General features: G+C 49.1%; 17 protein-coding genes and 4 tRNA genes. 6 read left to right on the forward strand and 15 right to left on the reverse strand.

The window, feature by feature from the left end:
- Positions 1-111: 111 nt before the first annotated feature.
- Positions 112-801 carry a ribulose-phosphate 3-epimerase gene (rpe, locus tag B8987_RS04220; RefSeq protein ID WP_101494350.1) on the reverse strand — a complete coding sequence of 230 codons (690 nt, stop codon included), beginning with the start codon at positions 799-801 and terminating at the stop codon, positions 112-114.
- Between the two features lie 300 nt (positions 802-1,101).
- Between rpe and B8987_RS04225 the strand changes: the two genes are divergently transcribed.
- Positions 1,102-1,488 carry a DUF2231 domain-containing protein gene (locus tag B8987_RS04225; protein WP_028962694.1) on the forward strand — a complete coding sequence of 129 codons (387 nt, stop codon included), beginning with the start codon at positions 1,102-1,104 and terminating at the stop codon, positions 1,486-1,488.
- On the opposite strand, the gene B8987_RS04230 is transcribed toward B8987_RS04225, so the two are convergent.
- Positions 1,470-1,835 (reverse strand): hypothetical protein, encoded by a 366-nt coding sequence (locus B8987_RS04230; RefSeq protein WP_028962693.1) that lies wholly within the window; start codon positions 1,833-1,835, stop codon positions 1,470-1,472. The genes B8987_RS04225 and B8987_RS04230 overlap by 19 nt on opposite strands.
- Positions 1,836-2,021: 186 nt before the next feature.
- Here B8987_RS04230 and B8987_RS04235 point away from each other — a divergent pair, with 186 nt between their 5' ends.
- Positions 2,022-2,504, forward strand: coding sequence for a c-type cytochrome (locus B8987_RS04235; protein WP_020376718.1), 483 nt, complete (start codon positions 2,022-2,024; stop codon positions 2,502-2,504).
- A gap of 55 nt (positions 2,505-2,559) precedes the next feature.
- On the opposite strand, the gene B8987_RS04240 is transcribed toward B8987_RS04235, so the two are convergent.
- The 8 genes from B8987_RS04240 to B8987_RS04275 form a co-directional block, all read right to left on the reverse strand.
- The gene (locus B8987_RS04240) at positions 2,560-3,408 is read right to left on the reverse strand and encodes a hypothetical protein (RefSeq protein ID WP_028962692.1); all 849 of its coding nucleotides are present in this window, start codon (positions 3,406-3,408) and stop codon (positions 2,560-2,562) included.
- Entirely contained in the window at positions 3,405-3,614 is a 210-nt protein-coding gene (locus B8987_RS04245; RefSeq protein WP_028962691.1) for a hypothetical protein, read from the reverse strand. The genes B8987_RS04240 and B8987_RS04245 overlap by 4 nt, the downstream gene beginning before the upstream one ends.
- 32 nt (positions 3,615-3,646) lie before the next feature.
- Complete coding sequence (locus tag B8987_RS04250) at positions 3,647-4,192, reverse strand: cytochrome c oxidase subunit 3 family protein (protein WP_020376721.1); 546 nt, start codon at positions 4,190-4,192, stop codon at positions 3,647-3,649.
- A 15-nt stretch (positions 4,193-4,207) separates the two neighbouring features.
- Complete coding sequence (locus B8987_RS04255) at positions 4,208-6,079, reverse strand: cytochrome c oxidase subunit I (RefSeq protein ID WP_028962690.1); 1,872 nt, start codon at positions 6,077-6,079, stop codon at positions 4,208-4,210.
- Positions 6,080-6,123: 44 nt separating this feature from the next.
- On the reverse strand, positions 6,124-6,936 hold the full coding sequence (locus tag B8987_RS04260; protein WP_020376723.1) for a cytochrome c oxidase subunit II: 813 nt from the start codon (positions 6,934-6,936) through the stop codon (positions 6,124-6,126).
- 44 nt (positions 6,937-6,980) lie between these two features.
- Positions 6,981-7,616, reverse strand: coding sequence for a cupredoxin domain-containing protein (locus B8987_RS04265; RefSeq protein ID WP_028962689.1), 636 nt, complete (start codon positions 7,614-7,616; stop codon positions 6,981-6,983).
- 67 nt (positions 7,617-7,683) lie between these two features.
- Positions 7,684-7,989, reverse strand: coding sequence for a hypothetical protein (locus tag B8987_RS04270; RefSeq protein ID WP_139793461.1), 306 nt, complete (start codon positions 7,987-7,989; stop codon positions 7,684-7,686).
- A 203-nt stretch (positions 7,990-8,192) separates the two neighbouring features.
- Positions 8,193-9,092, reverse strand: coding sequence for a DNA-methyltransferase (locus tag B8987_RS04275; protein ID WP_084660897.1), 900 nt, complete (start codon positions 9,090-9,092; stop codon positions 8,193-8,195).
- Here B8987_RS04275 and B8987_RS04280 point away from each other — a divergent pair.
- The gene (locus B8987_RS04280; protein WP_020376727.1) at positions 9,063-9,431 is read left to right on the forward strand and encodes a YidH family protein; all 369 of its coding nucleotides are present in this window, start codon (positions 9,063-9,065) and stop codon (positions 9,429-9,431) included. The genes B8987_RS04275 and B8987_RS04280 overlap by 30 nt on opposite strands.
- A 7-nt stretch (positions 9,432-9,438) precedes the next feature.
- On the opposite strand, the gene B8987_RS04285 is transcribed toward B8987_RS04280, so the two are convergent.
- From B8987_RS04285 to B8987_RS04300, 4 genes are all read right to left on the reverse strand, one after another.
- A tRNA-Thr gene (locus B8987_RS04285) sits at positions 9,439-9,514 on the reverse strand.
- A gap of 2 nt (positions 9,515-9,516) precedes the next feature.
- Positions 9,517-9,593 (reverse strand) — tRNA-Met (locus B8987_RS04290).
- A 1-nt stretch (position 9,594) separates the two neighbouring features.
- A tRNA-Tyr gene (locus B8987_RS04295) sits at positions 9,595-9,680 on the reverse strand.
- A 267-nt stretch (positions 9,681-9,947) separates the two neighbouring features.
- Positions 9,948-11,249 carry a transposase gene (locus B8987_RS04300; RefSeq protein WP_084660898.1) on the reverse strand — a complete coding sequence of 434 codons (1,302 nt, stop codon included), beginning with the start codon at positions 11,247-11,249 and terminating at the stop codon, positions 9,948-9,950.
- 376 nt (positions 11,250-11,625) lie between these two features.
- Here B8987_RS04300 and B8987_RS04310 point away from each other — a divergent pair, with 376 nt between their 5' ends.
- A complete protein-coding gene (locus B8987_RS04310; RefSeq protein ID WP_084660899.1) occupies positions 11,626-12,030 on the forward strand; it encodes a hypothetical protein in 405 nt (134 codons plus the stop codon).
- A gap of 224 nt (positions 12,031-12,254) precedes the next feature.
- On the opposite strand, the gene B8987_RS04315 is transcribed toward B8987_RS04310, so the two are convergent.
- Positions 12,255-12,330: transfer RNA gene (locus tag B8987_RS04315), tRNA-Thr, on the reverse strand.
- A 254-nt stretch (positions 12,331-12,584) separates the two neighbouring features.
- Here B8987_RS04315 and B8987_RS04320 point away from each other — a divergent pair.
- Both B8987_RS04320 and B8987_RS04325 read left to right on the forward strand, forming a co-directional pair.
- Positions 12,585-13,580 (forward strand): AAA family ATPase, encoded by a 996-nt coding sequence (locus B8987_RS04320; protein WP_084660900.1) that lies wholly within the window; start codon positions 12,585-12,587, stop codon positions 13,578-13,580.
- The gene (locus B8987_RS04325) at positions 13,577-14,692 is read left to right on the forward strand and encodes a DUF58 domain-containing protein (RefSeq protein WP_028962683.1); all 1,116 of its coding nucleotides are present in this window, start codon (positions 13,577-13,579) and stop codon (positions 14,690-14,692) included. The genes B8987_RS04320 and B8987_RS04325 overlap by 4 nt, the downstream gene beginning before the upstream one ends.
- Positions 14,693-14,716: the final 24 nt, after the last annotated feature.

Here is a 14,716-nt window from a genome sequence, read left to right on the forward strand (position 1 = left end):
TTTGTGCCGCCCGCCCATTAAGGCACGGACGCGCTTCCCTCCCTTGCTAATAGTAACGTTTCCGTGGAATGACTGATGATGAGATAAATAGAGCTCTCACGCAGATTGCGACTAATGGGTTTGCAATTGACGCATGCCATGCTCGGCTTGTTCACGAATTTGTGCAATCACATGTTTGCGGTCAGGCTGCCCAAAAATCGCACTGCCGACGACAAGAATTTCCGCGCCTGCTTGGCTTACTGCTTCTGCCGTGTTCTGATTGATGCCTCCATCGACCTCAATGAGAATCTGCGAATATCCGGAAGTGTCCAACAAATGTCGAAGATTTCGAACTTTTTCTGTCATAAGAGGAATATATTTTTGCCCACCAAAACCCGGATTTACGGTCATTACGAGGACATAGTCCAAGTCCGGTAAGACATTTTCCACCACCTGGATGGGTGTCGATGGCGTCAGGGCTAAACCCGCTTTTTTTCCAGCACTGCGGATCATGTCTAAGGCCCGTTGCACATGGGGTGTGGCCTCATAATGAATCGATATGCTGTCGGCTCCTGCCTTTAAAAAATCGGGGATATATTGCTCTGGTTTCACAATCATGAGATGGACATCAAGATGTGCCGTTGTATCCTTGCGTAAAGACTCCACAACCACAGGACCCATGGTGATGTTGGGAACAAATTGGCCGTCCATCACATCGATATGAATCCAGTCCGCGCCGCCCGCTAGAACATCTTGTACTTCTCGGCCCAAATGAGCAAAATTCGCGGACAAAATAGATGGAGCAATTAGCGAATTCCTCATCATATCCCCCTTCTCACATAACAAAGCCACCCTACAGCGATGTAACCTTGTGAATTTTCTCACTAATTATCAAGTAAATTAGATCCGGTGTCAAGAGTTCTAGCGGTCAAATGTCATATCGACTTACCGAACGCCCTCCCATTTCCCCTCAACGACGACGAAGTCTATTCATACCCTAAGACAAGTATATATGACCCAAAGGCCTCGCATGGTTATTTCGCGGTAACGCAGCATTTCTTTACCGGGGATCCGGTTGACGTGTCCACAAATTATATCCTCGTATAAGGAGGACAACGATCTATGGCCTGGCTAATTCAACATTTTCATCCAGCGATAATCCATTTCCCCATTGTTTTGTTTCTCTTGACCGCGGTCGCCCGGAACTTTAGCAACCAGGTTCCGCCAAGCTTCATTCGCATGGGATTATTGCTTAGCATCATCTTTGGCTTACTTGCGATCGTTTCGGGTCTTGTGGCAGCGCAACCGCAATTAACTCCTCCCGATCGTCTGTTAACCTGGCATATGCGTTTAGCCAGTCTTTGGATGGGATGTGTGCTGTATCTTTACCTCACCCACGACCATGAACCCGATCCGGTGATCACCACAGTGATTTGGATCGCCGCGAGTCTTTTAATTGTCGCTATTGGTACTTTAGGTGGCTTAATGGTCTATGCTTTTGTCCGCTGACTTTTTTGATAAGCCCGGCCAAACAATGCGTCAGCTAAACCTACTAAGACACCAATGGCAATCGAATCAAAAACATAAGCAAAAGTATGGACAATCGGGTAGACATAGTGAGTAAAGTAAATGCTGACCACGGTCGTTGTCACAATAAACCCGATAAAACCACGACCGGGTGGAGAAATATATCCCCCAAACATTTCATCAACTAAATAGCCAATACCGGCGACAAACAGCGCAATGATGACGGCCTCGGACAAAGAGATGCCGGGAAACAAACTTAAGGTATAGCGAAAAATCTCTAATAACATTAAGGTCATAATGAAACGGGCTATGGCTCCCTTCCAATTCATAAACGGTCCCTCCTTATCTTCTTGTAGATAGTGTGACTCTCTCATTCTTTCTTTATCCGGCTCCATGAGGTATAGCCAAAAAATTTTGCGGCACGCTATTCCTACACCACAGATAGCAGGTTATTGCCTAAACCGCAGCCATTAGTCACCAACCCATTCAACCAAGAGAGGAGGCAAGGACCGATCATGCTAAAAAGCCCCAAGACATGGATTGCTTTGATGGCATTCGTCACGTTCACCGCAGGATGTGGTCTTTATGGAGCAGGTGGACCCAACAACAATGTTCCTCGGGGAAAAGAAGGGCAACAACCCCAGGGTGTGACCGACGTGAATAATACCCGTAATCCCTTGTTGGATCACAAAACCAACCGGTCACGGGCTAAGAAAGTGTCGGCAGCCACCAAAACGCCGCAAAATCCTCAAGCCGTAAAAGCGGGTGCCATTGTCTTTCAAAGAGATTGCGCGTCTTGTCATGGACCCCAGGGTATTGGAACCACCGGGGCTCCAAGACTAGCCGCTCCGAGTGGTGTGGTGTCCACCTTCGGGGATGTCGCCAAACTGAAGACCTTTATTGCCACACATATGCCGGCTAATCATCCGGGAAGTCTGGATGCCAAAGACGCCACCACAGTATCACAATACGTTTGGCATATTGCTGAAGGCAAATAATCATTCCGCTATGCTAAAAGGCCCATTACGCTAAAGCGTGTACGGGCCTTTTTCTTTATCCCAATTGATTGATAAACAACGCCACAATGCCAACCAAATACGCCTGGTCAATGTGCTCTAACCATTTGAGATGAATAATGCGGCGAGGAAACGGCGTGATGAGACTAAGCCCGTTACTGATGAGATAGACGGCGCCTAACAGTAAACTTTCCAGCAAATACTCACGTTTCAAGGGATCCACATAATAAGGCAATAAACCCACGAGCGCGGTGAGAACTGACCACATTAACATGCGGGCTTTCAACCGCTCTTCTTCACGCGGAAAAGTTGTTTGGATTTTTTGGCAGTACTGGCTGTGCCACAGAAAATACATGTCGTGGATATAGGATTGTGCCCAAAGCCCCGGAATCACCAACAAAAGCAACATTTCCGCAAACCCTATATGATGACGTCCTATCATCAGACCTGCATAGGAGCTGACGATCCCAAGAAGACTCGCCGCAATGGCACCCCCGCGCCGCCGTCCCGGGTATCGCAGGGTAAGAATAGCCGTTATATTAAACATCCCTAAACTCAGCTGGGCCATCAAAGGACTCGAGGGCCACAAAGACAGCGTGGCCACAGCTTGTCCCCCGATGGCAATCGCCAAGAGTTTTCGTGGCAAAGGCGTATACGACGCTAACATCACTAATATCATGCTAACAAGAGATTCTGCCCAAGCCCACAACATGTTTGCCAGGGTAGGCCACCACCGGGACAACGGATAATGTCTTATGGCTATTAATACACTAATAGACCAAAGGACGGCGACAAATCCCCAAGAAAATCGTGTTAGCGGGGGTCTGTCGGGTCCTTGCGACCAGATCATCGGCGAGATTATCTGACGATTTTGCGAAATGTTCACGAGTTCGATCCCGGTTTATGTTTATGTCCCGGGGGCTTTGGTTTCGGATCATCAAATTGATCATCGATACGCAAGGCCACTTTTCGAAACGATATAAGCAGGACAGTCATCACGATAATCTGAAAAAGCCACCAAAATGGATCCCACCAGTGTGCAATACCGGGACTATACGGTATCCGAATAGGTAGGTAAGGAAAAAATCCCATAGTACAACCTCCTCATCAATGGGGATAGCGTCTTAAATCCAATACAGAAACAAATAGGACAACAAGCTGCCAACCATTTGAAAGATCCAAAAATATAAAGCAGCATCAGCATCCCAGTGATATTCATCGGTAAACTGAACCCGTGCCGCCCGAAAACTGATGGCAATTAAGACAAAAATGCCCACGAGTTCATAAAAACCGGAGACACCTGTTAAGGTAAAATACACCTCTCCATAACGGGTGCCCGGGGGAATAAACCGCGTCCCCCATTGATAAGCCAAGATAAACAGTTGCAAGCTCCCTAATACGGCCGCACGGCGAAATCCCTGAACCATGTCCATGAGTCGATTGTGACGGATAGCCACAACGGCCTGCCACGCGATAAGCCCTGATAACAAATCCAGCAGAATTTCAGCGGCCCCTAACCAGCCGTTAACTTTGGGACTGACATAATACCCATCAAACATGTACCAGTCCGCAAAGATTAGGATGAACGGCACCGATTGACTGACCAAAAATATTCGCAATCCCCAACGGTACGCCGCTAATTCCCGATCTTTCACATACGTTGCTGCCATAAAGGCTTCTCCTCCTTATTGTGATTCGGATGCATCCTTCACCAAATATGCCGAGGGTTCGTCATGGTCATAGCGATAGAATCCCCGTACCACTTCGACTTCTCCGTCAAAGTTATTTTCGGGCGGCGGAGAGGTCGTCAACCATTCCAGTGTCCGAGAATGCCAAGGATTTTCCGGGGCTTTAGGACCATTGCGCCAAGCCCAGATTATGTGAATCGCATGGGCAATAAAGCCTGCCCCGAGGAAGAAAGCAAAGAGAGAGACTTCGTAGTTCACCGGTTTTAAATACGGTGGATAAGCCGGTACCCAGCGGTTCATTCCGTCCAGTCCCAAAAGAAACATTTGACCAAACGTCCCATTGAACCCGATGAAAATCCAGATCGCTAACAGCTTGCCCCAGGTTTCGTTATACATGCGTCCAGAAAACTTCGGCAGCCAATAATACATCGACGCAATCCATGTGAAAATCATGCCGCCAATGATGGTGTAATGGAAATGCGCGATAACAAAGAACGTATCGTGTACTTGCAAATTCACCGGCGGGTCTGCCAAATAAACTCCCGTCAATCCGCCAACCACGAAGTTGAACAAACTCATCAAAACCAACAGCGAAGGGGTAGTTAAACGCAGTCTAGCTTTCCATAATGTTCCAATTGCAGCCATAAACGAAAATCCGGTGGGAATAGAAATCATCTCGGTAAAGAACGCAAAGGGAAACATTTCACTGTTGCGCATATTGGTAAACATGTGGTGCGCCCAAACCAGCCCACTTAACATCATCACGAAAATCAACCCGATAATGGCCCAGTCCCGGGCAAATAAGTTTTTCTGCGCCATGACCGGAATGATTTCGTTCCACATGGCAAAAGCCGGAAGCACGATAATGTAAACTTCAGGATGACCAAACAACCAGAACATGCTCAAGTAGGTTTCAGGACTGCCTAAAGCGTCCCAGAAGTGGAAAGGAATCAGCTTATCCAGTAACGCCATCACAAATGTCATTTCGATTTCCGGTTGCCAAATTAAATTGAGCAGGGAGACCGTGAGAATACCCCACACAAACAAGGGCAAGCGGGCCCATGTCATTCCTTTCGCGCGGTGAAAGATAATCGTGGCAGACAAATTGACAGCCGATAAAATCGTGGAAAAAGTCATCGCAAAGATCCCGAGATAGTAATACACCATACCGCCCGGATCTTGACTGGCTAGAGGCTCATATCCTCGCCACCCGGTATCCCAATAGCCTAAGAGCGGACTAGCGATCAAGGTCAGAGCTCCGGCCGGTAAGAGCCAATGACCAATACCCGATAACCGGGAAAAGACAGTCCGTTTTGCGCCAATCATTAGAGGCACAAAGTAATTGCCTAACCCCGAAATCATGGCCACAGTTCCTACCCCAAACATCATGAGCGATCCATGAATTCCGACCGCCGTCAAATATTGGCCCACATAAGTAAAGAAATGCATGGACGGTTGCATCAGCTCATATCTCATAGCCATGGCATCAAGACCCGCAATCAGAAAGATTGAACTGGAGGAAAAGAGGTACTGAATGCCAATGACTTTATGATTGGTACTTAATCCAAAATACCGACGCCAATCTTTAGGCTCAACCCACGTGCTCGGAGAGCCAAATAGCGGCAAAATCATTTCTTCATAGCCGCCCACACCAAGGAGCCAACCTAATAACCCACCAACCCAACCGATCACTGCGGACGGCTCTGTCACTAAGGGATTTCCACGGTAGGGATCAACCGCCACCGTAAAAAGGTCAAATACCACAAAACCTATCGTGGCCCAGATAAGCCCTCGTAACACAGGCGCCATCCGTAAGACTTTGGGTTGCGGATGGTTGCGAGGCTCGGCTTGTGCAATACGTTGTTCCATTCTTCTTCCTCCCGTAAACAAGACCTAATCAATCATGTTGGTGTTTAAACGCCACTCGCCTGGAGTTTCTTTTGATACGCAATCCACTGGGCAAACTGCTTTTGGGTCACCACGGAGACCGGCGCTTCCATATAGGGATGTCCGGGACCACAGACCTCGGCACATTGCACCCGGACTAGGGGACTCGTCTTGAAATTGGCCACGTGATTGGGAACTAAAAATTCGGTGCGAGTTTCTCCGGGAATCACATCTTCTTTAATGCCAAACGCGGGAATCCAAAAACTATGGATCACGCCAGCGTAGACATCATAGGTATGGAAAGGGTCATAACTTCTTAAAAAGAACTCAACGGGCCGGTTCACCGGTAATTCCATTTCATCCAGGCCCTGGGCATTAACCGCTTGTTTAATCCCATATTGGGGATAGCTAAAAATCCATTCCCATTGTCTTGCTGTCACATTGACAATTAATGGATTCTGCTTTTTTTCTTGTCGCCAGTTGGTAAACATGGCTTCGAGGTCAACAGAGGTCGGATGCAGCCAGAACATAATATTTAACAGAAAACTCGCGGCCACCCAGAAAAAGATGTACCATTTGTTACGCATGGCTTGCACCAAACTTGGTTTGGGTTCATTAGTGGGGGCCCGAAAACGAATTAACGTGTAAATGACCATCAAAGCCACAAAGATGAATATGGGCATCAGCCAAGAAGACAAAAAGTTAAAGGCGCTTAAAGCGATACTGCCCTGGTTGGATATGGTGTAATACATGGAATGGGCGCGAATAGATCGAAACCAGATTTCTCCCAGTGTCGTGAGGATTCCCCAAATCACGACGAAAACAATAGCATCTCCCACCGTACTGCCTCCTTTCAACGCCGCACATGCGTGCTAACACGGTCTCATGCCGGCAGAATATTGATTAAACCCTGCATGCCATCACGGTAGTGAATGAACTCCTGGACAAAACACCCGAAGTGCCAAAGTCCTGGTTTGTTGGGCACCGTAAACGTTAATTTCAAACTGCCACCGGGTTGCAAAGTGGGACTAAAATCGCCGCCCGTTGTAATTTGGTAAGGACCTTTCGGTCCCACATAGGTCACATGGGCCTTATTCGGAACAAAGTTGTCGATTTTATAGGGGTCACTCAAGGTCACATCAACGCCATCCCAAAAATCAATCGCCCAGGCATCGGCATCCATGTAGCCAAATCCTTGAAAATAATCCATATTCAGCTTTCGCCCGATGGTCCATTCATGCCAATGGGTGTGACTTTGGTTTTGCAAAGTAACTTCAAGCTTGTCTCCTACTCGCCACGTCATATAGTTGGGAATGTAGTAATAATCGAATTGATATAGGTTGATTTTTCCTGAACTGACCGGGGATCCCACAAGATTTCGCGCCAAACTGACAATCTGCGGCTTGGCAAAGAGTGAAATTAACGCGGCTGCCGTGACTCCGACTCCGCCCCAAATCACTTGTCGTCTATTCCACTGTTGCTGCAAAATACCAGTGGGTTCGTGATTTTCCACATCCATCACCTTTCCTTCGTGCCATACGAGCCCTTCAGACACACCTAAAACACAGTGTCTTAAAGGACTGCTGTTAATGCATTTGGGTTACCGCTAGGACCTGATCTGTCACCGGATCAACGACGACTTGATAAAGATGCGTCCCTTTTTGGACTCCAATGGTAAAAAAGGTTCGCCCCTGGTGGTTCGTTGAAGGGACAAGACTCACCACGTGTCCTCCTTGGACGGCATAAGTGGCGGCACTATCGGCCCGAATAATAACCTTGGACTCCGAGGCTCGAACCGTAGTAGGAACATTGGCTGCTACAGCCTGGCTAGTCATTCCCATCGCCATCAATGTCGCCATAACTCCGATGACTCGTCGTAATTTTCCTTTCATAACATCTCCTCCCTTTTGCCAAGTTATTGATCCAATTTTTTCCGCCATTTCTCCCCCGCCTCCCCTACGTTTCCCAGCTGCCTTGGTCTCTTGTTGAAAGCATGAGTCGCCTTCCCACGAGGTGGTATGTGTGGAATTGATGACTTCTATACTTTTTTGGCAATAAAAAAAAAGCCGCGCTAGCGGCTTAATGCATATTGCCCTTATGTGAGGTTGGTGAGAGCTTTCATACGCTGACGCATAATGGCCACGGCGTCAGGATTGTTGTCCCCGAGCCAAACCGGACGCTTTAGGGTCCAGGCCGCAACCCCGGTCGTTCCCGACCCGGCCATCAAATCGCCCACCCAGTCCCCTGGTCGGGTTAAGAGCAACACCAATCTCTCTAATAATTGAAGAGGCTTTTGCGTCGGATAACCTGTACGTTCTTTCGCTGAGGTATTAATAATAGGTATGTCCCAAACGCTATCTATCGCACGCCCTTTTTCGATCACATCATCCAGATAAATACGGTAAGCATGGGATTGTCCCTTCCCCTTATGTCCCCAAATCCATTCCCGCCCATCTAGATCCTTGTGGATTTGCTGTTTTTTCATACGCACATAATAGTCGCGGTCCCATGGATCATAGACAGGCATCATCCGCGATTTCTCCGATTTAGCCCAAATTAAGAGCACATCATGCTTGCTATTGACGCGGTGTGAGGCCTTAATGCGGCGTCCGGTATAATGCCAAACGACTTCATTACGAAAATTGTCATAACCCATGAACTCATCACCTAATACTTTCAGATAATGACTGGCATGATAGTCGCAGTGCAGTACAAAAAAGCCCGTGGGCGCTAAAAAGGGCATAATAAGAGCAAAATGCTGCCGAATGAAATCTAAATACACGGGCAAAGATGGCCAGCTGTCAGCAAATGATCCGCGAGGAGCCGTCTGTTGCCGGCCAGAAAAAAATGGAGGATCCCAATAAATCAGTTGAAACCGGCTAGCAAATCCATGAGCCGCGAGCCAATTTAATTGTTCTTTTGCAGAACCACGCATAATCACATAAGGAGTTTGCTGATAAGAAGGATGGGAGGAGGTAATCCGATCGCTAAGCACCCGGACCCGCGTGAAATACTGGCGAACGAGCGCACATTTTTGTCGTGGCTGCGTACAGGTATATCGCTGATGGCATTTGGATTTGTCGTTTCGAAATTTAACCTGTTTTTGCAAATTCGTGTTCACCGTCCAGCCGAACATGGTATTTTAGGCCTTGTTCTCGTGGCCGGTGGAGTTATCATCATGATTTTTGCGACATGGCAATTTCGAAAGAACTTTTTGCGGTTACACCAAGGTAATCCACTCACCGATATACGATTTTCTTTACTTACGGGGATTGTTATGATTCTTATTGGTGTGGGAGTTTTCATTTATTTAACCAACACATCAGGTAGTTGACATAAAATGGAGCTCACGACCGGGATTGAACCGGTGACCTCGTCCTTACCAAGGACGTGCTCTACCTACTGAGCTACGTGAGCAATGGTTGCGGGGACAGGATTTGAACCTGTGACCTCCGGGTTATGAGCCCGACGAGCTACCTGGCTGCTCTACCCCGCGGTGGTGGATGGGGTTGGATTCGAACCAACGTAGGCGCTAGCCAGCGATTTTACAGACCGCCCCCTTTAACCACTCGGGCACCCATCCATTAACCTATTAACTTGTTCGGCACCAGTCATTCATTTCGTCGGTGCCTTTACTATTTTACGGACCTCATCATGAAAATGCAAGCCCTATTTGGTATGAGTTTTTTCCGCTGTAGCCGATTTCAGTCAATCTGCGGCGACTCCACAGCCGTTTGTCACGCAGATCCCAGAGGGTGAATGGGCCTCAATTATGGCGGAACAGGATGAATCGACGCCGAAGCAGCGGCCCGACGGGCCGTTCCGGGATTTCGATGAATGGGGGTGGGGTTCACGACCCCACGAGGCGGCGCATCCGCTCCGGTTGCCGTTGCCGTATCCGCCCGAGCGCCATCGCCAACATCACGATGAGGGCCAACCCGCAGCGGAGTTGCATTTTCTTTAGCCCCCGAATGGTATGGAGTTCCAACCCGAACGACACATCCAACCGACTGTTCACCCGTTCCACCGCCGTGCGATGGGCATACTCGCGCTTCCATTGATAACTGGCCCGGTCCATGGGCGTAAAAATCCGCCGATCGGTCTGTAAGGGAATGCGCAGGCCCTGGACGACGGGGCAGGTGTCTTGACCCCGGCAGGACACGCCCGCAAAGCGGGCGGGGCACCGCTTTTTGAGACGTTGGCGCCTGACTTCGAATCCGCCGTTACTCATGGTGTGAACCTGACCCGTGACCGGATCCTGACAAAAGACGTCGCCACGATAATTGTAGGTCACCGTCGAATGGCCCGGTAGCACTCGCGTGGCATCCGGGTCCCGCCACATATTCCGGATATCGATCACCGGCTTAATCTGGTAGCTATCCCAGCAGGCGGCGATCAATTTGGTATCATCATAGCCCCGGTCGGCCGTTAAAAGGACGGCACGGGACAGCAGCACCCCGTGGCGATGGTGCAGATGATCCAACATGGGCATCGCCCGGGTCACATCGGACACCGACGCTTTCGTCACCTCCCACGCCACCGGCAATTCGTACGTCGAATCCACCACCAGGTGCAGCTTATACCCGAACCACTTGACCACTTTGGTCCAGGTAGTCCCGTCCTCATGCACACCGCGGTATTCCTTCCGTCCAAAATCGGCATCGACGTCCCGGCGCCCATCGGCGGTGGGGTTTTTGGCGGGCCGCACGGCCCGCGACGAGATACCCTTGCTGTCCATGGCCAAGCGCTGACCGAAATTCGGGAGCACGGCGGCGAGGTCATCCACCAGCTGCTCAAACATCCCGTCCACGGTATCCTGTTCGGCCATCAGACGATGCAGAAATCGGGTGTAGGCCGACGCGGGCGGGACGGCCGCGTTGCGGAACCCGCACAGCATGCGCAGTTGCGCATTGCGGGCCAGTTCTCGGCGAAGGCTCTCGATGCTGGGGTGTTGGAAAACCACCCCGGCCAACACCGAATTCCACATCGCCCGGACCGGGTACGCATTCCGCCCATGCCCACGGGCGGCTTCCAGGTGGGCCATGAGGGTTTCATCCGGGACCGTCTCGAGGACGAGCACGAGGCGTTCGAGGTCGCCTAATTCTTCGAGATCTTGCCACGAAAAGAGAGAAAGTTGTGGTATGATAGCCATACGGGAGAGCTCCTTTCGGAAAATTGTGGTTGGTACTTCAATTTTACCAGAGCTCGGCCCGTTTTTCTTAGGGTTTTGCGGGTTTCGGGGATCGCGGCACGGTGTGCCGCGGGTGGGGTCAAATCGGCCGCCGGCGGCCGACCGGGAACCGAAAAGCCGCATTCCTCCGTCCATGAATGGGGGAAATTCTTTATGAGCCTCTGCGAATCCCGCGCCCCTCTACGGTTTCAAGACAGCGCAAATGCCTCGGTATAAAAATTTGCCATAGTACTGTCCTCGGTTCCTTAGGGCCAATGAGAAGGAATGTCCCAACGCATGGCGAATTAATGGATGTGGCGGGATTGCTCCACGCCTTTTGCCATTAAGGAGGACTTTCATGAGCCGGTATTGGTTTTGGTATAAGTTTTGGCGTACCTGGATGTGGCTATTTTTTATCGCGCTTTCGGTTTTCCTCTTATTAGGTCTCATTATGGGCGCCTATTTATTTCTCATGCAACGAAATCATTGGCAACCCTGTGATAATGCCCTCAAGATTCCTCAGGATTTTCGGAACCAGCTTGATCATTTTGCCGAGTCACAAGGTGGACAATTTGTGGGTTGTGAAGTCTATTGGGTGGAAAACGAACCCGAACGAAAACGCCAACGTCGTCGTGGTAACTATCGCTTTGGAATCCGGGTCAACAATCGAACCATGTGGAGTTATTGGAGTCTGTTGCCTTCTGGCAGTTTTCGTCCCGAATCCCCCAAGGCCTATGCTATTTGGCGGTATTCCCGTCCCTAACTCATGATAGCATCAATATATGAGACATAGAATCATCATGCCGATACTCTCAGAGGACATATTCTTACCAGAGCTCTATCTAGGATGTGTGCGAAGCGGCCATTCCCTCTCACGATGGAGTGGTTGCTTTGCTAAGGCTAAGGATGCTCTACAATGCCCACTATCACTATTTCTTTACAAAATAAAAAACCTTCAAGTTAATTCTTGAAAGTTATAGATTACGATGGAGCTGGCGAAAGGACTTGAACCTTCAACCTACTGATTACAAATCAGTTGCTCTGCCAATTGAGCTACGCCAGCATTTTTAGCGTGTTTAATATTATCATATGGTACCTTTGGATTTCAAGTCCTTGGGCCACGCAGCAAAACTTGATGGTTTTTTGGGATCTCTGAAGAATTCCAAAAAAACGGGCGAGGTCATCAGTTTACTAGCCAATGGAGACAAGCCATTATTGTATCATAATGGGTAAGGTCTTTTTGATGAATACAGAACTCGTCGTCAGTATTCTGATCAGCTCAAACGGCATGACGGTATGGAGGAAGGAGTCCCTCTCGTGAAACAATCACCCGGACGCACTTCAAATTTTTCCAATGACGAAACAATTCATGAAGAATTGCAGCCCGTTATTGATAATATCGAACGCGTCATTGTTGGGAAACGCAGCACGATTACCAAACTCTTGTGTGCCATGCTCGCACAAGGGCATGTGCTATTAGATGATGTACCAGGCGTCGGCAAAACCACTTTAGCCAAAGCCTTGGCGGCCACCTTAGATTTACATTATGCTCGCATTCAATTCACCCCGGACTTATTACCCACGGATGTCACCGGAGTGAGTATTTATAATCCAGCCCAGGGTGCTTTTATTTTTCAACCGGGACCCGTTTTTACCAATCTCTTGTTGGCGGATGAAGTCAACCGGACCTCTCCGCGTACACAAAGTGCTTTATTAGAAGTGATGGAAGAGCGGCAAGTGACCGTGGATGGCGTTGCCCATCCCCTGGCCCCTCCTTTCATGGTGATTGCTACGGAAAATCCCATTGAATACGAAGGAACGTTTCCGCTTCCGGAAAGCCAATTAGATCGTTTTCTATTTCGTCTTAATCTGGGATATCCAACCATTGAAGAAGAAACACAAATGTTAGAACGTGTAACGCATAGCCATCCTCTTAGCACCATCCGTCCGGTGTTGTCACATGAGAGGGTTATGACACTCATGGAACACATACCGAATGTTTACCTATCGCCTTCGATTCGGCAATATATAGCCCAATTAGCCCTCAAAACCCGTGAGCATCCCCGGATTTATTTAGGCATGAGTCCTCGAGCCGCCATCGCTCTCCAACGGGCAGCTCAAGCATGGGCCTTTATCCACGGAAGGGAATTTGTGATCCCCGACGATATCCGTGTCCTGTTTCCTGATATCATCGCACACCGCCTGATTCTTAAAGGAGGCAATCGCCACCAACAAACCACCGTTATCGAAGACCTCGTTCACGATATTCTTCAACAAGTACCCATTCCGGACCGCGAGCGTCGGGAACGATGAAAAAGATATCGTGGCGTATTGTCGTGGTAATGGCGGCAATTGGGGCAGCATGGGCTTTTGCCTATTTTGAAGGGGGCTATTTAGCCTATCATATCTGGGATGCCACTCAATTATTAGCCGTCATAACGCTCATCCAAGTCTTATTCCCCTTACATCGCGTCCGTATCGAACGGCACATTAGACCTAATCTAGCTACAGAAGGGGATAGTGTAACCATTGAGTTAAGGATCCAGGCAAACACGTGGTGGCCGTGGGCATGGGTCGCTGTCACGGATTCTTTGCCAGCAACTTTACATGCTGATCACGATCCCCATTTTGTTGTGGCTTTGTGGCCCAAACGAACTGTGACAGTGCGTTACCAATTGGCACACGTACCGCGCGGCATTTACACACTCAAGGCTCCTAGAATCGCGACCGGCGATGTGTTAGGGCTTTGGGAAAAGTCTCGACTTGCGACCAATGATCCCATGTCGATGATTATCTGGCCTCAGACCACAGCTTTAACACATCTGGGACATGTTTTTCAACAATGGGCCGGCAATACGGAAATGTCACGCCGCATCTCTGAAGATACCAGTTTGCTTTTAGGTATCCGCGATTATGTCAGTGGTGATCGGCTGGCTCAAATTCATTGGCGAACCACCGCCCGTACCGGTCAGTTCAAGGTCAAACAATTTGAACCCACCACTCAGCCTCAAATCCGGATTATATTGGATGATATGCAGGCATTTCAGACGGAAAGAGAATGGGAGTTGGCTATACAGATTGCTGCGTCATTAACGGATGTCGCAGCGCGTTATACTCAGCCTCTAGGATTTCTTTGGGTTGGAGATGGGGACCAACGCATTGGCATTGGTACAGGACGCACACATTACGAAACCATCCTCAATTACCTGGCTGCCCTGCCCCGTTTTCATCCCAATTCTTATAATTCTATGACATTTATTCCCGACGATGCCATCCCTTTGTGGATTACGATGCGCGGAAATCATCCTGCCTTATCTGATGCCGGTCCCGTGATTCGCGTGGGCGAGGAATTAGACCAGCTCGAGGACTTGTCGTTCTATTTGGAACACCGCTTACATCGGCAGGCGTATGGTCTATCCCATTAGAAGAGTGGTGCGAAAGGAGGATCC

Origin of the sequence: Sulfobacillus thermosulfidooxidans DSM 9293, from assembly GCF_900176145.1 — a bacterium.
GTDB classification, from domain to species: domain Bacteria; phylum Bacillota; class Sulfobacillia; order Sulfobacillales; family Sulfobacillaceae; genus Sulfobacillus; species Sulfobacillus thermosulfidooxidans.